Origin of the sequence: Methylobacterium sp. WL7 (genome assembly GCF_008040085.1) — a bacterium.
GTDB lineage: Bacteria > Pseudomonadota > Alphaproteobacteria > Rhizobiales > Beijerinckiaceae > Methylobacterium > Methylobacterium mesophilicum.
The window spans coordinates 1-19,728 of the sequence record NZ_VRVG01000106.1 but is presented as its reverse complement, the minus strand read 5'-3'; the positions used below and the strand labels follow the sequence as shown (position 1 = coordinate 19,728).

At 70.2% G+C, this 19,728-nt stretch carries 19 protein-coding genes; 7 read left to right on the top strand and 12 right to left on the bottom strand.

All coding sequences use genetic code 11. The annotated features are described in order from the left end of the window. Positions 1 to 78: 78 nt before the first annotated feature. Together FV233_RS21825 and phaZ are read right to left on the bottom strand one after the other, a co-directional pair. Complete coding sequence (locus tag FV233_RS21825) at positions 79 to 1,665, bottom strand: ABC transporter substrate-binding protein (protein WP_147854735.1); 1,587 nt, start codon at positions 1,663 to 1,665, stop codon at positions 79 to 81. A 463-nt stretch (positions 1,666 to 2,128) separates the two neighbouring features. Beyond that, complete coding sequence (gene phaZ, locus FV233_RS21820; protein WP_147898757.1) at positions 2,129 to 3,406, bottom strand: polyhydroxyalkanoate depolymerase; 1,278 nt, start codon at positions 3,404 to 3,406, stop codon at positions 2,129 to 2,131. Positions 3,407 to 3,621: 215 nt separating this feature from the next. Here phaZ and FV233_RS21815 point away from each other — a divergent pair, with 215 nt between their 5' ends. From FV233_RS21815 to purQ, 5 genes are all read left to right on the top strand, one after another. Next, entirely contained in the window at positions 3,622 to 5,007 is a 1,386-nt protein-coding gene (locus tag FV233_RS21815; protein WP_147898756.1) for an ActS/PrrB/RegB family redox-sensitive histidine kinase, read from the top strand. A 58-nt stretch (positions 5,008 to 5,065) separates the two neighbouring features. Further along, complete coding sequence (locus FV233_RS21810) at positions 5,066 to 5,665, top strand: ActR/PrrA/RegA family redox response regulator transcription factor (RefSeq protein ID WP_147854732.1); 600 nt, start codon at positions 5,066 to 5,068, stop codon at positions 5,663 to 5,665. Positions 5,666 to 5,785: 120 nt separating this feature from the next. Continuing rightward, on the top strand, positions 5,786 to 6,019 hold the full coding sequence (locus tag FV233_RS21805) for a hypothetical protein (protein ID WP_147854731.1): 234 nt from the start codon (positions 5,786 to 5,788) through the stop codon (positions 6,017 to 6,019). 131 nt (positions 6,020 to 6,150) lie between these two features. Next, positions 6,151 to 6,390 (top strand): phosphoribosylformylglycinamidine synthase subunit PurS, encoded by a 240-nt coding sequence (gene purS / locus FV233_RS21800; RefSeq protein WP_147898755.1) that lies wholly within the window; start codon positions 6,151 to 6,153, stop codon positions 6,388 to 6,390. Further along, positions 6,390 to 7,070, top strand: a complete 681-nt coding sequence (gene purQ / locus FV233_RS21795; protein ID WP_147854729.1) for a phosphoribosylformylglycinamidine synthase subunit PurQ — start codon at positions 6,390 to 6,392, stop codon at positions 7,068 to 7,070. Before purS ends, purQ begins: the two co-directional genes overlap by 1 nt. A gap of 334 nt (positions 7,071 to 7,404) precedes the next feature. Here purQ and FV233_RS21790 read toward each other — a convergent pair whose 3' ends face one another. The 7 genes from FV233_RS21790 to FV233_RS21760 form a co-directional block, all read right to left on the bottom strand. Then, positions 7,405 to 9,822: a penicillin-binding protein 1A gene (locus FV233_RS21790; RefSeq protein WP_147898754.1), complete on the bottom strand. Its 2,418-nt coding sequence runs from the start codon at positions 9,820 to 9,822 to the stop codon at positions 7,405 to 7,407. Positions 9,823 to 9,991: 169 nt separating this feature from the next. Continuing rightward, positions 9,992 to 11,272 carry an N-acetylmuramoyl-L-alanine amidase gene (locus FV233_RS21785; RefSeq protein WP_147898753.1) on the bottom strand — a complete coding sequence of 427 codons (1,281 nt, stop codon included), beginning with the start codon at positions 11,270 to 11,272 and terminating at the stop codon, positions 9,992 to 9,994. Positions 11,273 to 11,421: 149 nt separating this feature from the next. Continuing rightward, positions 11,422 to 11,940, bottom strand: coding sequence for a PIN domain-containing protein (locus tag FV233_RS21780; RefSeq protein ID WP_147898752.1), 519 nt, complete (start codon positions 11,938 to 11,940; stop codon positions 11,422 to 11,424). Further along, on the bottom strand, positions 11,933 to 12,172 hold the full coding sequence (locus tag FV233_RS21775) for a type II toxin-antitoxin system Phd/YefM family antitoxin (RefSeq protein WP_147898751.1): 240 nt from the start codon (positions 12,170 to 12,172) through the stop codon (positions 11,933 to 11,935). The genes FV233_RS21780 and FV233_RS21775 overlap by 8 nt, the downstream gene beginning before the upstream one ends. Before the next feature lie 176 nt (positions 12,173 to 12,348). Continuing rightward, complete coding sequence (locus FV233_RS21770) at positions 12,349 to 12,837, bottom strand: hypothetical protein (protein WP_147898750.1); 489 nt, start codon at positions 12,835 to 12,837, stop codon at positions 12,349 to 12,351. A gap of 163 nt (positions 12,838 to 13,000) precedes the next feature. Further along, on the bottom strand, positions 13,001 to 13,357 hold the full coding sequence (locus FV233_RS21765; protein ID WP_147856020.1) for a phasin: 357 nt from the start codon (positions 13,355 to 13,357) through the stop codon (positions 13,001 to 13,003). A gap of 347 nt (positions 13,358 to 13,704) precedes the next feature. Beyond that, positions 13,705 to 14,958 carry a glycosyltransferase gene (locus FV233_RS21760; protein ID WP_147898749.1) on the bottom strand — a complete coding sequence of 418 codons (1,254 nt, stop codon included), beginning with the start codon at positions 14,956 to 14,958 and terminating at the stop codon, positions 13,705 to 13,707. Between the two features lie 112 nt (positions 14,959 to 15,070). Here FV233_RS21760 and FV233_RS21755 point away from each other — a divergent pair, with 112 nt between their 5' ends. Then, positions 15,071 to 16,339 carry a glycosyltransferase family 4 protein gene (locus tag FV233_RS21755; RefSeq protein WP_147898748.1) on the top strand — a complete coding sequence of 423 codons (1,269 nt, stop codon included), beginning with the start codon at positions 15,071 to 15,073 and terminating at the stop codon, positions 16,337 to 16,339. A 119-nt stretch (positions 16,340 to 16,458) separates the two neighbouring features. Next, positions 16,459 to 16,638, top strand: a complete 180-nt coding sequence (locus FV233_RS21750) for a hypothetical protein (RefSeq protein ID WP_147856147.1) — start codon at positions 16,459 to 16,461, stop codon at positions 16,636 to 16,638. Positions 16,639 to 16,753: 115 nt separating this feature from the next. On the opposite strand, the gene FV233_RS21745 is transcribed toward FV233_RS21750, so the two are convergent. The 3 genes from FV233_RS21745 to FV233_RS21735 all read right to left on the bottom strand — a co-directional run. Next, a complete protein-coding gene (locus FV233_RS21745; protein WP_147856148.1) occupies positions 16,754 to 18,436 on the bottom strand; it encodes an acyl-CoA dehydrogenase family protein in 1,683 nt (560 codons plus the stop codon). Between the two features lie 169 nt (positions 18,437 to 18,605). Then, entirely contained in the window at positions 18,606 to 18,812 is a 207-nt protein-coding gene (locus FV233_RS21740; RefSeq protein ID WP_007565256.1) for a hypothetical protein, read from the bottom strand. A 114-nt stretch (positions 18,813 to 18,926) separates the two neighbouring features. Then, a partial coding sequence (locus tag FV233_RS21735) for a DMT family transporter (RefSeq protein ID WP_246690057.1) occupies positions 18,927 to 19,728 on the bottom strand: 802 nt, incomplete at its 5' end.

The window sequence follows — 19,728 nt, the reverse complement described above, 5'->3', positions numbered from 1 at the left end:
GCTTCGCAGGGTACCCTCCCCCGCAGAGGGGGGAGGGGGTGCGCGGCACGCGTGCCGACATGACAACCACCCGCCCCATCACGCCTTCGACACGCCCCAGGTGAACGGGATCGGCCCCTTCACGATGCCCGAGACGGTCTTGCGCCAGGCTTGGTAGCCGAGGAAGAACCCGGTCGGGACGTAGACCACGCCCTCGCAGGCGGCTGCGTTGACCTTGTCGATGGCGGCCTTCTCGGCGGCCGGGTCGGCCGCGTCGAACCACTCGGCGATGGCGGCCTCCACGGGCGGGACGTTGGGCCAGCCGAACCAGGCCTTGTCGCCGCTGGCCCGGACCGCGGGATAGCCCGCCGGATTGATGCAGTCGGCGCCCGCGTGCCAGGTGTGGAACATGTTCCAGCCGCCCTGGGACGGCGGCGCCTTGGAGGCCCGGCGGGTGCCGGTGGTACCCCAGTCGGTGGCGACGAAGTCGACGTTGAAGCCCATCTGCTTCAACAGGTCGGCGGTGATGTCGCCCTGCGCCTTGGTGATCCCCTGGTCCTGCGCCACCACGCAGACCACGGGCTCGCCCTTGTAGCCGGCTTCCTTCAGCAGCTTCTGGCCGAGCTTGATGTCGCCCTTGCCGACGCTGCCCCCGCCCGCCTCGCTGTAGAGCGGCGTACCCGGCGTGAAGAAGCCCGGCAGCGTCTTCCATAAGGTGTCGTCGTCGCCGACGATCGCCCGCATGTAATCCTCCTGGCTCATGGCGGTCATGACGGCCTGGCGGATCTTCGGGTTGTCGAAGGGCGGATGGAGGTGGTTCATCCGGAACGACCCAACATTGCCCAGCGGGTCGGCGATGTCGACGTTGAGGTTGGCGTTCTTGCGCAGGAGCGGCACGAGGTCGGAGATCGGGTTCTCCCACCAGTCGACCTCGCCGTTCTGCAGGGCCGCCGAGGCGGTGGCCGCGTCCGGCATGATCACCCATTCGACCCGGTCGACCAGGATGTGCTTGCCCCCGGCCAGCCACGAATTCGGCTCCTCGCGGGGCTTGTAGCCGGCGAATTTCTGGAACACGGCCCGCGCGCCCGGCACCCATTCGTTGCGCACGAAGGTCATCGGGCCGGAGCCGACATACTCGGTGATCTGCGTGAACGGGTCGGTCTTGGCGATCCGCTCCGGCATGATCAGGGCCATCGGGGCGTTGGTCTTGCCGAGCGCGTAGAGGAGCTTCGGAAACGGCTTCTTCAGGCGCCAGCGGAACGTCCGGTCGTCGACGGCGGCGAGGTCGTCCTGGATGCCCCGGATCATCAGGCCGATCGGATCGCGGGCCATCCAGCGTCCGAGGCTCGCCACCACGTCCTTGGCCAGCACCGGCTCGCCGTCGTGGAAGGTCTGGCCGGGCCGCAGCCGGAAGGTCCAGGTGAGTTGGTCGCCCGAGACCTCCTCGGATTCCACCATCTGGCGCTGCGGCTTCAGCTGCGCATCGACGCCGTACAGCATGTCCCACACGAGGGTGCCGGCGTTGCGCACGACGTATTGCGTGCCCCAGATCGGATCGAAGTTGGCGAGGTTCGCCTGGGGCACGAAGCGCAGCACCTTGGCGCCCTGCGCCACGGCCGGCATCGCGATCTGCGGGGCGGCCAGCCCGAGTGCGGCCGAGCCCTTGAGGAACGTCCTGCGGTCCATCGTGATCTCCCTGGCCGGCGGGATCTCGATCCCGGCCACCGGCCCGCACTCCGGGTGCGTCTGTGAATCGGTCGACGGAAGGCCCCGGCCATGTATCGCGGTCGGGGGAGGCTGGATTTTCACACGATCAGCAGCATGCGCCAGTTCCCTGCTACCGCAAGACGGTTTTGGGGAATCAAATTCCAGTTATCCGCATCCTGTTCGCGCACGGCCTCATCCGGCCGGACGAAGGCCGGCAGGGGACACGGAGGGGCGGCGGGGGATCGGCGGTCATCGTGCTCACGGATACGGCCTCGCAAGGCTCGCGCCACCGTGAGTGGAAGAGAATTCAAAATGCAGCGCGCGCCGGCCAAGCGCGGCGGGATCGCGGGATCAGAAGCGGGCTTTCGACGGAGGCCCCGGGAGACGGGACTCCGCCCTGGACCCGCGAAAGGTCTCGGACCTTTCGAAACCGGAACTTTCCTCAGCCCACCTGGCGCAGATGCGATCCGCGCGTCCCGGCTTCCGCCTGCTGGGCGCGGATAAAGGCGGCGATCCGGGGGGCGATGACCGTGCGGTAGCGGGAGCCGTTGAACACCCCGTAATGCCCGACGCCGGCCTGGAGATGGTACGCCTTGCGGGATTCGGGCAGGTTCGGAGTCAGGTCGAGGGCCGCCTTGGTCTGGCCGACCCCGGAGATGTCGTCGTTCTCGCCCTCCACCGCCAGGATGGCGCAGCGGCGGATCGCCCCGAGATCGACCGGGGTGCCGCGGTGGCGCATCCGGCCCTTCGGCAGGTCATGATCGACGAAGACCGTCTGCACGGTCTGCAGGTAGTATTCCGCGGTCAGGTCCATCACCGCCAGATACTCGTCGTAGAAGTCCCGGTGCTTCTCGGCCGAGTCGCCATCGCCCTTCACCAGGTGGTCGAACATGTCGGAATGGGCGGTGACGTGGCGGTCGAGGTTCATCGCCATGAAGCCCGACAGCTGCAGGAAGCCAGGATAGACCCGGCGCCAGGCCCCCGGGAAGATCGGCGGCACAAGACTGATCGTGTTGCGCTCGAACCAGGTCTGGCCGCGCTCCTGGGCGAGGCAGTTCACCGCCGTGGGCGAGCGGCGGGTGTCGATCGGGCCGCCCATCAGGGTCATGGAAGCCGGCACCACGGGCGCGCCCTTGGCCTCCATGAGCGCCACCGCGGCCAGGACCGGCACCGCCGGCTGGCATACTGCCATGATGTGCAGGTCCGGCCCGAGGACCGCGAACATCTCCTGCAGGTAGTCGATATAGGTGTCCAGGTCGAAGCGCCCCGCCGCCAGGGGCACCATCCGGGCATCGTTCCAGTCGGTGATGTAGACCCGGTGGTTCGGCAGCATCGCCTCCACGGTGCCGCGCAGCAGCGTGGCGTAGTGCCCCGACATCGGCGCGACGATGAGCAGCTTCGGCTCCGGCTCGGCGGGCGGGGTCAGGAAGGCGCGCTCGAACGCGATCAGCCGGCAGAACGGCCGCTCCCAGACGACCCGCTCGCTGACCGGGACCGCTGCGCCGTCGACCAGCGTCTCGGCGAATCCGAAGGCCGGCTTGCCGTAGCGGCGGGTGGCACGCTCGAACATCTCGCAGCCGGCGCTGACCGCCCGGGCGTAGGGTCCGTAGGCCAGGGGATTGCCGGGCATCTGGAGGGCGTGGCGGGTCAGGTCGGCGGCGAGCCGGGCCGGCGCCATCATGGCGCGGGCACTCTCATACATCGCGTAAGCCAGAAGCATCGCCACCTCGCGTCCCGGGACTGCCGGCGGAACGCCGACAGGCGAAAAGCCTGATGCAACCCGTGGTGCCAGCCTAAGGTTCCACCCTGAACGATCGCGGAACATCCGCACCCCGGGGCGACTTGCCCGTCACGACCCCGCCGGCTCGACGGGGCCGCACGTCTGCCCAAGCTCTGCGCCCGTGAGGATTCACGCGGCGCTGCACCGATGCACGCATGCCCGACAGCAATCTCAACGGCCTCGTCCGCAACGCCCGGCACCTCCGGCTCGACACCTTCGTCCGCCTGCGCTGGCTCGCCATCACCGGCCAGAGCGCCGCCGTGGTCGGGGCGCAGTTCGGCCTGGGCCTGGCGCTGCCGTTCGGCTGGTGCTTCCTGGTGATCGCCACCTCGTCCTGGCTGAACCTGGCCCTGCGCATCCGCTTCCCTGCGAGCTACCGCCTGAGCGACGATTCCGCGGCCCTGCTGCTGGCCTTCGACATCGTGCAGCTCGCGGCACTGCTGTTCCTCACTGGCGGCCTGCAGAACCCGTTCTCGCTGCTGTTCCTCGCCCCCGTGCTGATCTCCGCCACCGCGCTGCCGCCGGAGCGGACCCTGGCGCTCGGCCTGCTCGCCGTGGGCCTGGCGACGCTGCTCGCCCTGGTGCACCGGCCCCTGCCCTGGTTCTCGGACGGGCGGATCGAGTTGCCGTTCCTATACGTCTCGGGGGTCTGGACCGCGATCCTGCTCGGGACCGCCTTCACGGGCGTCTACGCGTGGCGGGTCGCCGAGGAGACGCGGCTCCTCGCCCAGGCCCTGGCGGCCACCGAACTGGTGCTGGCCCGGGAGCAGCACCTGTCGCAGCTTGACGGTCTCGCGGCGGCGGCTGCCCACGAATTGGGCACGCCCCTCGGGACGATCATGCTGGTGACCAAGGAGCTGATCCGCCAGCTCGGGCCGACCGCCTCGCCGGCGGTGGCCGACGACCTGACCCTGCTGCGCGAGCAGGTCGACCGCTGCCGGGGCATCCTGGGCAAGCTCACGTCGCTCGACGGCGACGGCGTCGGCTTCCTGGAGACGGTGACGTTCAGCCATCTCGTCGAGGAGTTGGTGGCGCCCCAGCGCGCGCTCGGCGCGGTGCTCGACATCTCCAGCCAGGGTGAGGGCCCGGAGCCCGCCTGCCGCCGCAACCCCGGGGTGATGTTCGGGCTGGCCAACATCCTCGACAACGCGGTCGACTTCGCTGATTCGCGCGTCACCGTGGAAGGCCGCTGGACACCGGAGCGCGTCTGGATCGAGATCCGCGACGACGGTCCGGGCTTCTCCAGCGAGGTCCTGCTGCGGGCGGGAGAGCCCTACGTAACCACCCGCAGCGCCGACCGCGCGCAGACCGGCGGGACCGTCGGGGCCGGCCTCGGCCTCGGTTTGTTCATCGCCAAGACCCTGATCGAGCGCTCCGGCGCCCAGATCGCGCTGATGAACGTCTCGGCGCCGGAGGCCCATGGGGCGATCGTGCGCGTCTCCTGGGCCCGTCACATCTTCGAACGGGGGGCAGCCCCGCGTCATTCGCCGGAACTCAATATCCACGCGCCCCTGCCCCCGGGCGATGTCGTCCCTATATGAGGATCAGACCAAGAACTGACCGAATAATTCCCTTACGAAAACCCGAAAGGAGTACCGGATGCTGACGCAGCCCGGGACCACGACAGCGATCGATCCTGCCGTGATCAATGAAGCCGATCCCCTCGCCGCCTTCACCGATCGCAGCCTGCTGATCGTGGACGACGACAAGCCGTTCTCGACGCGGCTCGCCCGCGCCATGGAAAGCCGCGGCTACCACGTCCAGGTCGCCGACAGCGTGGCCGACGGGGTCTCGGCGGTCGAGGCTCGCCCACCCGCCTTCGCGGTGATCGACATGCGGCTGGGCGACGGCAACGGCCTCGACGTGATCGCCCGCCTGAAGGAGCGCCGCCCCGAGGCGCGGGGCGTGATCCTGACCGGCTACGGCAACATCGCGACCGCCGTCACGGCGGTGAAGCTCGGCGCGTTCGACTACCTCGCCAAGCCCGCCGACGCCGACGAGATCCACGGCACGCTGATGGCGCAGCCCGGCGAGCGGGCCGACCCGCCCGAGAACCCGATGTCGGCGGACCGGGTCCGCTGGGAGCACATCCAGCGGGTCTACGAACTGTGCAGCCGCAACGTCAGCGAGACCGCCCGGCGCCTGAACATGCACCGCCGGACCCTGCAGCGGATCCTGGCCAAGCGCGCGCCGCGCTGACGTCGGGAACCGGACGATCCCGGCTCCCGCGGTTGCATAGCCCCACGCCTCTGGGCTAGCTGCGCGGGTCCCGGGATCGTTTCGTTCCGGGACCTCGCAATCGACCGGGAGACGGGTCTCGTGAACGGGCGCAACGCCATCACCATCGTGAGCATGATGGTCCTCGTCGGCACCGAGGTGTTCGCCGTCGCCATCGCAGCCGGCTGGGCGCTCGCCGGCCTGTTCGACCTGGGCGACCGGGTCGGCCACGTGCTGATGGGTCTCTTCAGCCTGTTCGCCGCCTGGATCATGCTCCAGCTCTGGCGCCGGGCGACCAGCATCGAGCCGATCCGCACCCGGGCGACGCCGCGCTAGCCGCGCCGTCCGTCCGACACGGCGTTCGACAGGCCGGCGGCCTTCCTGCTAGGGAACGCGCGACGGCCGCCCGTGTAACGACGCCGCGGGTCGCGCCCACGTTTTCGGCTGCGCGTGAGACCGGAAGATCCATGAAAGCCCATATCATCGTCACCTTGAAGACCGGTGTGCTGGACCCGCAGGGCAAGGCGATCGAGGCCGCGCTCCGGTCGCTGGGCGTCGACGGCGTCGACAGCGTCCGGCAGGGCAAGGTGTTCGACCTCGAAGTCTCCGCCGCCGACGGCGCGGCCGCCGAGGCCACCCTGCGGACGGCCTGCGAGAAGCTGCTCGCCAACACCGTCGTCGAGAACTACGCGATCGAGATCCTCTGATGCACGCTGCGGTCGTCGTCTTTCCGGGTTCGAATCGCGAGAGCGACGTCGCCCGGGCCCTGCGCCGGTCTGGCGCGCGGGTCAGCATGGTCTGGCACGCGGATCCGGATCTGCCGGCCGGGACCGACCTCGCCGTCCTGCCGGGCGGCTTCTCGTACGGCGACTACCTGCGCTGCGGCGCGATCGCGGGACGCGCAGCCGCCATGGACGCGGTGCGGGCACACGCGGCGCGCGGCGGCCTCGTGCTCGGCATCTGCAACGGCTTCCAGATCCTGTGCGAATCGGGCCTGCTGCCGGGCGTCCTGATGCGCAACGTCAACCGCCGCTTCATCTGCCACCGCCAGACGCTGCGGGTCGAGCGCACCGACACCCGCTTCACCAGCGCCTACACGCAGGGGCAGGTCATCGACGTCTGCGTCGCGCATGGCGAGGGCAACTACTTCGCCGACCCCGATACGCTGGCGCGGATCGAGGGCGAGGGCCGCGTGGCGTTCCGGTACTGCGACGCCGCCGGGGCCATCACGGTCGAGGCCAACCGCAACGGCTCCCTCAACGCCATCGCGGGGGTCTACTCGGAGGGCGGCAACGTCCTCGGGATGATGCCGCACCCGGAGAACTTCGTCGAAAGCCTGATCGGCGGCACCGACGGGCGCGGTCTCTTCGACAGTCTCGCCGCGTGAGCTTTTGGCTGAAAACTGGTTTTTAACCGGCGATTAAGGTTCACGGGGCATAAAGAGGCATCCAGAATTCTGGATATCGAGTTGGATGGTTCCGTCCGCTCTGTTTGATGCCTCCCTGATGACTCTCCCAAGCCGCCCCCAACCGGGCGGCTTTTTTCTGTCTTTGGGAGTTCAGCGCCGCCACATCGCCCGCCTCGTCATCCCGGGGCCGCGAAGCGGAACCCGGGATCCATAACCGCCGACAGATCAAGACCTCGCACCGTCGGCGGTTATGGGTTCCGGGTTCGCCTGCGGCGCCCCGGAATGACCGGGTGGTTCATCCTGCGGCCGTTCCTCAGTAGAGCCCGCCGGCCTGGGCGGCCCGGTCGGGGTCCGCCGGGACCGCCGCGGGGGCGGCGCTCTGGGCCGGGGCGACGTAGGAATCGGGCGGCGCGGTGCCCGGCTTGAACGCCTCCAGGATCGTGCCGGCGCCCTCCCGCGAGCCGGCGCGGGTGCCGGAGCCGAGGTTCACGCGGATCAGCTTGATCCCCGGGGGCACGCGGAACGGGGTCGGCGGCTTGTCCTTGAGGGCGACCTTCAGGAACTCGAGGGCGATCGGGGCCGCGAGGCCGCCGCCGGTGGCACGGTCGCCGAGCGAGCGCGGCTTGTCGAAGCCGATATAGATGCCGACCGCCAGATCCGGCGAGAAGCCCACGAACCACGCGTCCTTGGCGTCGTTGGTGGTGCCGGTCTTGCCGGCGAGCGGCTTGCCGATCTGCTTCAGCAGGGTCGCGGTGCCGCGCTGGACGACGCCCTCCATGATCGACACCATCTGGTAGGCGGTGAGCGGGTCGAGCACCTGCTCGGAATCGTCCACCAGCTTCGGCTCGTCCTGGCCCGACCATTTCTCGGCGTCGCAGCCGATGCACTTGCGGTTGTCGTGCCGGTAGATGGTCTCGCCGATGCGATCCTGGATGCGATCGATCAGGGTCGGCCGGATGCGGCGCCCGCCATTGGCGAGCATCGAGTAGGCGGTGACCATGCGCATCACCGTGGTCTCGCCGGCGCCGAGCGACATCGGCAGCACCGGCAGCAGGTCGTCGTAGACGCCGAAGCGGCGGGCGTACTCGGCGATCAGCGGCATGCCGACATCCTTGGCGAGCCGGACCGTCATCAGGTTCTTGGAATGCTCGATCCCGTACCGCAGGGTGTGCGGGCCGCCGGACTTGCCGTCGTAGTTCGAGGGCGTCCAGGACTCCTGGCCGGGGCCGGCCTCGATGGTGATCGGCGTGTCCTGCACGATCGAGGCGGGCGTATAGCCGTTGTCGAGCGCCGCCGAGTAGACGATCGGCTTGAACGAGGAGCCGGGCTGGCGCATCGCCTGGGTGGCGCGGTTGAACTCGGATTCGTCGTACGAGAAGCCGCCGACCATCGCGTGGACGCGGCCGGTATTGGGGTCCATCGCCACGATGGCGCCGGACACCTCGGGCTTCTGGCGCAGGCGGTACTGCCCGCGGCCGCCATCCATCGCCTCGACATAGACCATGTCGCCGGGCTGGAGGTTCGGGCGGCCGGCCCAGCGCATGCCGTCCGGGGTGATCACGCCGGTCTCTCGGTCCTTGCCGACCTGGCCCGAGGCCTCGCGCCGGGGCTGGAGGCCGACCTGCACGCCGCCGCCGCCATTGCCGAGCACCACGGCGAGCCGCCAGGGCGCCACGTCGCCGAGCGCCGGGACCTCGGCCGCCGCCATGCCCCAGTCGCGCCCGGTCAGGTCGACCTTGGTGACGGCGCCGCGCCAGCCATGGGCCTGGTCGTAGCGCACCAGGCCGTCGACCAGGGCCTTGCGGGCCCAAGCCTGCATCTTCGGGTCGAGGGTGGCGCGCACCGAGAGGCCGCCCTCGTAGAGCTTCTTCTCGCCGTAGCGCTCGGAGATCTCGCGCCGGACCTCCTCGGTGAAGTAGTTGGCGTTGGCGGCGTTCGGGAAGGCGACCCGCGGGTTGACCCCGAGCGGCATTTTCTTGGCCGCGTCCGCCTCTTCCTTGGTGATGTAGCTGTTCTCCGCCATCAGGCGGATGATCTCGTTGCGGCGGTCCAAAGCCGCCTGGGTCTTGCGGTAGGGGTGGTAGTTGTTCGGCCCCTTCGGGAGCGCGGCGAGGTAGGCGGCCTCGTTGATGGTCAGCTCGTGGACCGACTTGCCGAAGTAGTCGAGCGCGGCGGCCGCGACCCCATGCAGGTTCCGGCCGGGAACGATCGTCCCCAAGAAGATCTCGTTGAGGTACAGCTCCAGGATCTTGTCCTTGGAGTAGGCCGCCTCGATCCGCAGAGCCAGCAGCGCCTCCCGGATCTTGCGGTCATAGGTCTGCTCGGAGGACAGCAAAAAGTTCTTGGCGACCTGCTGGGTGATGGTCGAGGCGCCCTGGCGCTTGCCCGACTTGGCATTGGTCAGGAACGCGCGCACGATCCCCTCGGGATCGATGCCGCCGTGCTTGTAGAAGTTCTTGTCCTCGGCCGACAGGAAGGCCGCGACCACGATCTTCGGCATCGCCTGGATCGGCAGGTACAGCCGGCGCTCGCGGGCGTACTCGGCCAGCAGAGAGCCGTCCGACGCGTGGATGCGGGTCATCACCGGCGGCTCGTAATTGGCGAGCGCGGCGTGGTCGGGCAGGTCCTGGCTGTACTTCCAGTAGAAGTAGCCGCCGGCCGCGGCGCCGACCACGAACAGCACCGCGGCGGCGCTGAACAGGATCCCGAAGAAACGAAGGATCAGACGCATCCGGTGTTCCGCTCGTCGCTGGCCCGGCCGCCTGCCGGGTTCGGCTCATCCGGCACGGGCGTCCATTCTCGACGCGGTCGGCTCCCGGACGCTCCCGTGAAGCCCCCTCGGATTACCGGTTCAACGGCGGTGCGACGGGGCGTTCGGACGTCCCGTATCGACACTTACTCTATGGTAAAACTGGGGCGACGGCGGCCGACCGTCGCGTGATCAGCGCGGGCCTGAGCGTCGCGCGGTTGCCGAAGAACTGGTCGATCGCCTTGGCCATGGAGCCGGTGACGCCCGCCCGCCACTCGGGCGATTGCAGCATCTCCAGGTCGCGCTTGCTCGACAGATAGCCGAGTTCCACCAGCACGCTCGGCACGTCGGGGGAGCGCAGCACCATGAAGCGCGCCTCCCGGTGGGGCTTGGCGCTCATCTCCATGACCGGGGCGAGCTGGCCCATCAGCGTGCGGGCGAAGCCCGACGAGAAGCCCCGGGTCTCGCGCAGGGTCAGCTCCTGCAGGATGTCGGCGATGTCCGGGGGGGCCTCGGCGGCGTCGGCCCCGGCCGCCGCGTCGGCCCGGTTCTCGCGCTCGGCGAGCTTGGCGGATTCGATGTCGGTGGCCTTCTCGGCGTTGGTGTAGATCGTGGCGCCCCGCACCTGCGGGGCCGCCGAGATCGAATCCGCGTGGATCGACACGAACAGGTCGGCCTTGGCCTCGCGGGCGATGCGCACGCGTTCGGCGAGCGGCACGAACACGTCCCGGTCGCGGGTCATCCGGACCCGGTAGCGTCCCCCGGCTTCGAGTTTACCGACCAGCGCCTGCGCGAAGCCGAACACGATGTCCTTCTCGAACACCCCGCCCACCGCGATCGCCCCGGGATCGGTGCCGCCATGCCCGGCATCGACCATGATCAGCGGGCGCTGGTCGGCGGGCTCGGGCGGGGCGCTGCGTGCCTGGGCGGGGGCCGGATCGCTGGCGGCGGCGGCCTTGCGGAAGGCCTCGCGCTCGACCCGCTGGAGCGGGATCGTCAGCAGCACCGCACCGTCCCGGGCCCGGGTCACGGTCTCGATCCGCCCGATCGCGGCCGGGGCGGCCAGATCGATCACGACCCGGGAGCGGCCGGGGGCGAACAACCCGTAGCGGAACGACTGGACCACGCCCTCGCGGCGGCGCCCGGCGCCGGAATCGAGCTGGAAGTTGACCTCGGGCAGATCGATCACCGCCCGGTCGGGCCGCTCCATCACGAAGCCGCGCGCCTCCACGGCCCGCGACAGCGTCAGGGTGAGCCGCGTGGTGCCGGCCTGGCTGGCGAGATCCGCCCCGATGGCGACCGCGGGCGCCGGCCCGGCGGGCGGAGTGGTCGGCTTGTCGCCGTTCTGGGCCACGACCGGCGTCGCCGCCAGCGTCGCGGCGAGGCAGAGGCGGTACAAGGCGGAACGGATCAGGTGCGCACAGCTCGGCATCGGTCCGGATTCATCTCCCGTGCCCTCAGCCCAGGCATAGGATGATCGTGGTTAATCGATGGTTGCGGGTGCGACCTGGCGGGTTCCCGCGATGGACAACCCGAATGTGACGGTCCTGGGTTCAGCGCCGGATCACGGGGTGACATCGATCAATGGCCAGGATGAGGGTCGGTCGGCCCCGGATCGTCGTCCCACCACGTGGCCGGGTCGAACGGATCCACCAGCGGCACGGACGAGGCCTTGAAGTCCGAAAGATTGCGCGTCGCAATCCCGTAGCGATGGACGAGCGCCGAAGCCAGGATCGCCTTGTCCCCATCACGGATGGAGGGAAACCGGACCGAGACGTCGGCCCAACGTTCGGCCACGTCGGCGTCGATCGAAACGATGCGGTCGGCGAAGCGGGATCGCAAATGTCCGTACCAGTCCGCCTTGATGTCGAGGACGGTTTGGTCGCGTCGTCGGGCCCGCGGGTCTTTCAAGCGCTCGATCCGCAAGGTCTCCAACGCGAGCCCACGGCGAATCTCCGCGATGGTCACGGCGCTGATCCGGAGGAGATGGGCGTTGCGCCGGATCCAGCGCGAGGCCGGCGGATCCGGATCGTCCTTCGTCGCGGACGGTCGCGAGATCACGTTCGTGTCTACGATCCAGCCGGCCGGCGGCTCAGTCACCGGACAGGCTCAGGCCGACGTCCTTGTCGAAATCCGCCTCTTCGAGCGGCGACGCGAGCAGGAAGTTTGCGAACGCGGCGTCGGCTTGGGTCTTCAGGCGCTCGTAATGCTCCATCGACAGCACCACCCCCACGGGCTCGGCGTGCCGGAGCAGCATCTGGGGGCCGTCCTTGGCCGCATCGACCAGCCGACCGAAGTTCTGCTTGGCGTCGGCCGCCTGCCAGGATCGCATGACATCATCTCGGGAAGGGACAGATTGGACATTATGTCCACTTCTGTCCTTCGGCAAGGCGGGCGGGGCCGGAGCGGTCGCCGTCGAGGCGATGTCGGTTCGGTGTGAGCGAGCGCCGCGTATCGATGCTTCGACGCTGTCGCCGGCCTGATCGCATCAAGCCGGCACCCGTGCCGTCAGCGGAACGTGACGAGGCGGCTCGCCTGGCGGAACAAGGCGCTCCAGCAGGTCAGGGAGGCGTCGGCGGCGCGCTGGACCTCGCCCATCTGGAGGCGGATCAGCTCGGTCGGTGAGCCGGCTTGCGACAACGCGCGGATATGCGCCAGTGCGGCCTCGCCCTCGCCCTGCATGTACTGGGCGATGGTCGTGCCGATGCCGTCGCTCCCTGGACGATAGGACGTGCCCTTGGCCGGAGGGTCCGCGGCGACCGCGCCGTTCGGAGCGGGCTCGACCGTGACGGGCGGGACGAAGGCGGCCACCGGCAACGCGGCCGGCGCGCTCGGCTCGGCGGCATCCCGGCTCGGAGAGACAACGGTCTCCGTGGCCTTGGACACGGCATCCGCCGGGATGGCCGTATCGGTCGCTGGTGCGGCCGTACCCGGTTCGACGCCGAGTTGCGGATTCCAGGTGAAGCGGGGCCTCTTGGGTCGACGCGGCTTGCCCATGGCGGATCGTCTCCTCGTTCGCGTCGGGCCCCCTGACGGAGCGCCGGCCGGAGGGAAGGACCGCCTGTGTCTGATGGGCTCGGGTCTGAACGATCCGGCGGTGCCCGCCCTCTGGGGCCGGGCACCGCCGCACTCCGTCCGCCGGGGCGGACCGAGCTATGTCTTAGCGGGCGACGTTCTGCTGCGCGAGGGCGCCGAAATCCTTGGCCTGGGCCTGGAGGGCGGCGAACTGGCTGCGGACGAACTCGGACTGCAGCTCGAACGCCTCGCGCAGGTCTTTGGTGCGGGCCAGCTTCTGGGCGAAGTCGAACGTCGCGTTGGCGTTGTTCTGCGCGTGCTCGAAACCCTTCGAGACCGCCGCCGTCATGGTCGACTGGAAGGTCTGGCCCGAGACCTGGGCCTGCTCGGCCGCCTTCATGGCGTTCGACATCAGGGTGCCGACGGCGTTGCGGGCCTGGTCGACGCTCTTCTCGGCGAAGTCGCGCATCTCGGTCGGGATCTCGAAGTTCGGGGTCTGCATCGAAGGCTCCAGCACACGCTGTCTCGGGGTGGGACGCCGATCCGCGTCCGCGGTGACGCGCTTCTATATGTTGCACTGCAACAAGAAGTCAACTGCCTATCTGCGGGACCAGCCGGGACGGAAACGTCGATAAAGTGCAGACTGACGGCCCAATGGCAGTGTTCGGATCGCCGTGCCGGCAACGTCTCGGTCAACGACAAAGCTCGGCAGCTATGCCATGCGTTTTCGCACGTTTTGGCGTGACCGGCCCGCCGCGATGCCTCTCTATATCAAAGCCGTGCGCTGTCTATAGCCGCGGCACCCGAGGCGTAGACTGATCGAGGCGGCCCATCCGGTACCGCCGACGGCTAGGCTGACCGGGCGGCTCCACCGGCATGGTGCAGCGCACCCGCGCCGCTTCCCACGAGGCCGGCGTAGAGCGCGCGCAGCGCGGCGGCGTGGGTTGCGAGGGTCATCGGCTCGGCCCGGAACCGGGCCCGGGCGTTGTCCCCGAGGGTCCGGGCGCGGGTATCGTCCCGCAGGGCCGAGAACGCCGCCGTCAGGGGCTCGATCTCGGGGGCGACCACGAAGCCGGTCCGCCCGTCCCGGACCTTCTCGGCGGCCCCGGACCGGTCGGAGGCGACCACCGGGATGCCGGCCGCGAGGGCCTCGTAGACGGTGAGCGGCCCGGTCTCGTACCAGCGCGACGGGGCGGCGAGCGCCCGGGCGCGTCCGCGCAGCAGGGCCCAGACGGCGTCCGGCGCCTGCCATCCGACCACCTCGACGCCGGGCCGGGCGCGCAGTTCCGCCTCCAGGGGGCCGGCGCCGACGAACAGGGCGGTCAGCCCCGCCGCCCGGGCGGCGTCCGCGACGAGGTCGGCCCCCTTCTCCCGAGTCAGGCGGCCGACATACGCGATGGCGTCGCCCCGGGCGGGGTCGGCCGGCGGCCCGTCCGCGACTCGGACCGGGTTGTCGACGCGGTGATGGGTGAGCGCGTAGCCGCCGAGCAGGTCGCCGAGCCGCCGCCGGCTGGCGTCGCAGACGTGGACGACGTGGAGCGGACGCCCGTGCAGCGCCTGCCGGAGCGCCCCCGCGCGGGCGACGCGCACGAGCTTGTGAACCCGGCTGCGGGGGTCGCAGGGCGCGGCCAGGCACGCGGGCGAGAGCGGCGCCAGCCCGCAGGGCTCGGCCCGGTCGAACCGGTAATAGACCCCGTTCGGGCAAGCCATGGCGTAATCGTGCAGGGTGACGACCACCGGCACGCCGAGCCGGGACAGGACCGGGAAGATCGCCGGGGACAGGGTGCGGGTCCATTGGTGCAGGTGGAGGCAATCCGGCGCCGCCGGCAGCTGTCGGAGCGCCGCCTCGAGGGCGCGGGCCGCGGCTGCATGCCAGATCCCGGTGGTGGCCGCCTTGATGCCGCCCAGGGTCCAGATGTCGGGCAGGCCGAGCTCGATCCGGCGGATGTTGTCGTGATCCAGCAGGGGATCGACCGGGCCCGGGATCGCCTGGAGGTAGGTCACCTTCAGGCCGGCCTCGGCGAGCCCGCGGGCGGATTCGAGGGCGACCTTCTCCGCCCCGCCGCTGGCAGTCGCGAACTCGGCCAGGATCACGACATGCATGAGTTGTCTCGGCAGGACCTGCCGCGATGATAAGTCCAGGGCGGTTTACGGAGGATCAACCGCCGGCCGTTACAGACTTACACCCCGAAAACAGAGCGGCGGAATTCCTGACGTGCACGTCGTCCTCGTCGCCGACCATGCCGCGATCAATGGCGGCCAGGCCAAGGTCGCGATCGAATCCGCCCTGGGGCTCGCCGCCCGGGGGTTCCGCGTCAGCCTGTTCGCGGCCGTGGGTCCGGTCGACCCGCGGCTGGAGCCCGCCGGCATCCGGGTGGTCTGCCTGGATCAGGACGACGTCACCACGGCGCGCAACAAGCTGGCTTTCGCGGCCCAGGCGATCTGGAACGGACCGGCCGCCCGGGCCCTGGCGGCGGAACTCGCCGCCTGCGATCCGCGCGACACCCTGGTCCATGTCCACGCCTTCGCCAAGGCGCTGTCGCCGGCCATCGGCCCGGCCCTGCGGGCCTCCGGCCTGCCGTGCCTCTACACGATGCACGAGTTCTTCCTGGTCTGCCCGACCGGGGGGTTCTACGCCTATCCCGAGCAGAAGATCTGCCACCGCGTGCCGATGTCGGCCTCCTGCATCCTGGCGAAGTGCGACGCGCGCAGCTACCCACGCAAGGTCGCCCGGATGATCCGCCATGCCGGGCTCGCGCATGTCGCCCGGCTGCCGGAGCTGTTCTCCCACGTCGTCACGATCAGCGATTTGCAGGAGAGCGTGGTCCGGCCGCTGCTGCCCGCCGGCACCCGGTTTTACCGGGTCGACAACCCGATCGCGGTGGAACCGGCGCCGGTCCGGGCGGAGCCGCCCGGGGACTTCCTGTTCGTCGGGCGGATCTCCACTGAGAAGGGGGCGCCGATCTTCGCGGAGGCCGCCCGGCGGGCCGGGGTGCGGGCGGTGTTCGTCGGCGACGGCTCCGAGCGGGCTGACCTCGCCGCCCGCTATCCCGAGGCGGTGATGCTGGGCTGGCGCGACCCCGCCGCCGTGCAGGCGCTGATGCGGCAGGCCCGGGCGCTCGTCTTCCCGAGCGTCTGGTACGAGGGCCAGCCGCTCACCGTCTACGAGGCGCTCGCCTGCGGCACGCCGGTGGTCGTCAGCGACGCCTGCGCGGGCCGGGAGGCGGTGGTCGACGGCGAGACCGGGTTCTGGTTCCGCTCGGGCGATCCCGACGCGCTCGCCGCCCACCTGCGCCGCCTGTCCGACGACGATCTCGCCGCCCGGATGGGCCGGGCCGCGCATGGCCGCTACTGGACTGCGCCGCTGACCCCGGACGTCCACCTCGACCGGCTGACCAGCGTCTACGAAACGGTGATGCGGGAGGCCGCCGCGCCGGGCCGGATCGTGCGTCCGCAGCCCGGCCAGGCGGTCGCCACCGCCTGATCCGGGAACGCCCGGGTCGAATGCAGCCGCCGCCATGGGAAAGTTCGGAAACACCCGGGGCCCGTCGCGTTGACGCGCACAGGCACCGAGCGTGCATCCGTCACGGACGAGCGACAGACATGGCCGACGACCACAAGCCTCAGGACGCGACCAAGCCGGGCTTCCAGCAGGACAGCGCCAAGCCGGGCGACAAGGCCAATCCCGCCAACAAGCAGGAGAAGCTAGACGAGCGCCTCGACGACGCCCTCGAGGAGACGTTCCCGTCGAGCGACCCGGTCTCGGTGAAGATCACCAAGTAACGGGTTCCCAAAGGGCTCAGCCCTTTGGCGGGGCCATCGGGGCAGAGCCCCGATGCAGCCGGGCTCTGCCCGGCACCCGCATAAGGTCCCGGACCTTGTGCGGGTGCTGAAACTTTTAGGCGGCTTCGAGCAGCCGGCGGGCGATCACCTGGGCCTGGATCTCGGCCGCGCCCTCGAAGATTGACAGGATGCGGGCGTCGCACAGGATCCGGCTGACCGGGTATTCCAGCGCGAAGCCGTTGCCACCGTGGATCTGAAGCGCGTTGTCGGCGGCCGCCCAGGCGACCCGGGCGCCCAGCAGCTTGGCCATCCCGGCCTCCAGGTCGCAGCGCTTGCCGGCATCCTTCTCGCGCGCCGAGAAGTAGGTGAGCTGGCGGGCGATGTTGATCTCCACCGCCATCATGGCGAGCTTGTCGGCAACCCGCGGGAAGCTGACCAGCGCCTTGCCGAACTGGACCCGCTCCTCGGCGTAGCGCAGGGCCACGTCGAGGGCCGACTGGGCGACGCCGATGGCCCGGGCCGCGGTCTGGATGCGGGCCGACTCGAAGGTCTGCATCAGCTGGGCGAAGCCCTTGCCCTCGACCTCGCCGAGCAGGTTCGCGGCCGGGACCTCCAGTTCCTCGAAGGCCAGCTCGTATTCCTTCATGCCGCGGTAGCCGAGCACCTCGATCTCGCCGCCGGACAGGCCCTTGAGCGGGAACGGCTCCTCGTCCGTGCCGCGGGGCTTCTCGGCGATCAGCATCGAGAGGCCGCGATGGCCCTTCTCCTCGGGCTTGGTCCGCACCAGCACGGTCATGATGTCGGCCCGGACCGGGTGGGTGATCCAGGTCTTGTTGCCGGTGATTTTCCAGGTGTCGCCGTCCTTCACCGCCTTCGTGCGGAGCGAGGCGAGGTCAGACCCCGTGTTCGGCTCGGTGAACACGGCCGTCGGCAGGATGTCGCCCGAGGCGATCTTGGGCAGGAAGCGGTGCTTCTGCTCCTCGGTGCCGCCGCACAGGATCAGCTCGGCGGCGATCTCCGAGCGGGTGCCGAGCGAGCCGACGCCGATATAGGCCCGGGACAGCTCCTCCGAGACCACGCACATCGCGGTCTTGGGCAGACCCATGCCGCCGTATTCCTCCGGGATGGTCAGGCCGAACACGCCCAGCTCGGCCATCTTGGTGACGACCTCCATGGGGATGTATTCGTTCTTCAGGTGCCACTCATGCGCCTGCTCGACCACCTCGGCCTTGCCGAAGCGGCGCATCTCGGAGCGGATCGCCTCCATGTCCTCGTCGAGGCCCGAGGCACCCACCGTGGCGGAGCCGCCGCCCTCGCGCATCAGCGCCACCAGGGCGGCGCGGTGCTCCGGGGTGTTGCCCTCGGCGATCAGGGTCTCGACCGCATCGGTGCGGTACTGCCCGACTTCCTTGGCCGAGAGGCCGAGCGAGCCGATCGGGCGGACCATCTCGCCCTGGCTCATCGGGATGCCGGAGAACAGCTGGTCGAGGTACTCGCCCGCGCCGATCCGCACGAGCAGCGTCTCGGTCTCGCCGAACCGGCCCTCGGCCTGGAGGCGCTCGGCATAGCCGCCGAGTTCGGCCACCGCCTCGGCGTAGGTCGCGAGCCAGGCCAGCCCGTGGGCGGCGTGCTGCTGCGCCTCGAGCTTGCCGGCATCGATCCGCCCGTCCGTCCCGAGGATGCGCGTGCGGACCCGGCGCGTGGCCTCCGCCAGGAGGGCCTTCGCGCTCTCGCCGGCGCCCTTGACGAGGCTGACGACGTCCTGCGGCTCGGTCTGGATAGCGGGGGATGCGGACATGGTTTTTGGCTCGCGTGGCGTTTTATTGGATCGTGACTTCTAACCCGTCCGGCGCCGGGGCCGAAGCAGATTTCATTTGCCGCGTCTTGAACTGAAGTTGAAGGCCGCGGGGTTTTGACCCGCGCCTGCGTGACGAACCAGCATCCACGTCAACGGCAGGCGCACGCGTTCAGCGCTTCTGCTCGCAGCGGGTCTTCACGTAAGCGCCGTTCTCGCCGGTGAAACCGGTATTGGCCGCCAGAACCGGCCCCTGGATCAGGCATTCCTGCAGCGTGTGGGCGGGCCCGGTGATCACGTCGAGGGCGGTCTCGCGGGAGCAGTCCGGGGCCTGGACGTTGGCGGCGCAGATGAGCGCGACGACGAGGATCTGGTTCATGGGGCCTCCCGGGGATCTGGTCGATCCGGCCCGGCTCTTCGGCGGCTGGGCGGCAACGAACGAAAGACCGAGCCTCTGCAAGGGTTCCGGGGCTGCGGCGTCACGGTCCCGGGGTCAGGCCCGGCTCGCCACCGCGACGCCCACCGCCGCCACCGCCATCCCGGCGCCCTGCACCGGGGTGAGCACCTCGCCGAACAGCAGGTAGCCCAGGACGGCCGCCACCGGCGGCACCAGGAAGAACAGGGCGGCGACGCCCGCCACCGCGCCCCGCCGGATCAGCGCCAGGAGCAGCAGGATCCCGGCCACCGAGTTGACCAGGATCGCCCAGGCGAGCCCGAGCCAGAGGGGCGCCACCGGGTCGATCGTGGCATGGCCGAAGGCCAGCGCCAGCGGGATCGCGCAGGCCATCCCGCCCACGAATTGCAGGGTCGCGTTGGCCAGGAGGTCGCCGCCGCCGCCGGTGCGCTTCTGCCAGAGGGTGCCCAGCGTCAGGGCCAGCACCGCCACGAGGCTGACCGCCAGGGCCACCGGCGGGATCCCGGACGGGTCGGCGGCGCCGAGCTTCGGGGCGAGCACCAGGCCGGCGCCGGCAAAGCCCAGCAGGATGCCGAGCGCCCGCCGGCCGCCGACGCGCTCGCCGAGCAGCGGCCCCGCCAGCAGCGCGGTCAGCAGCGGCTGCAGGCTGCCGACCAGGGCGGCGATCCCGGCCGGCAGCCCCCGGCTCACCGCCCAGAACACCCCCGACAGGTAGATCCCCTGCATCAGGAAGCCGGCCACCATCGGATCGCGCCGGACCGCCGTGAAGCCCAGCGGATCGGCGTGCGGGATCACCGCCCGGGCGGAGATGAAGCCGGTCGCCCAGATCGGGACGAACAGGACCGGCAGGGCGCCGGCGGCGAGCGCCGGACGTGGAGCG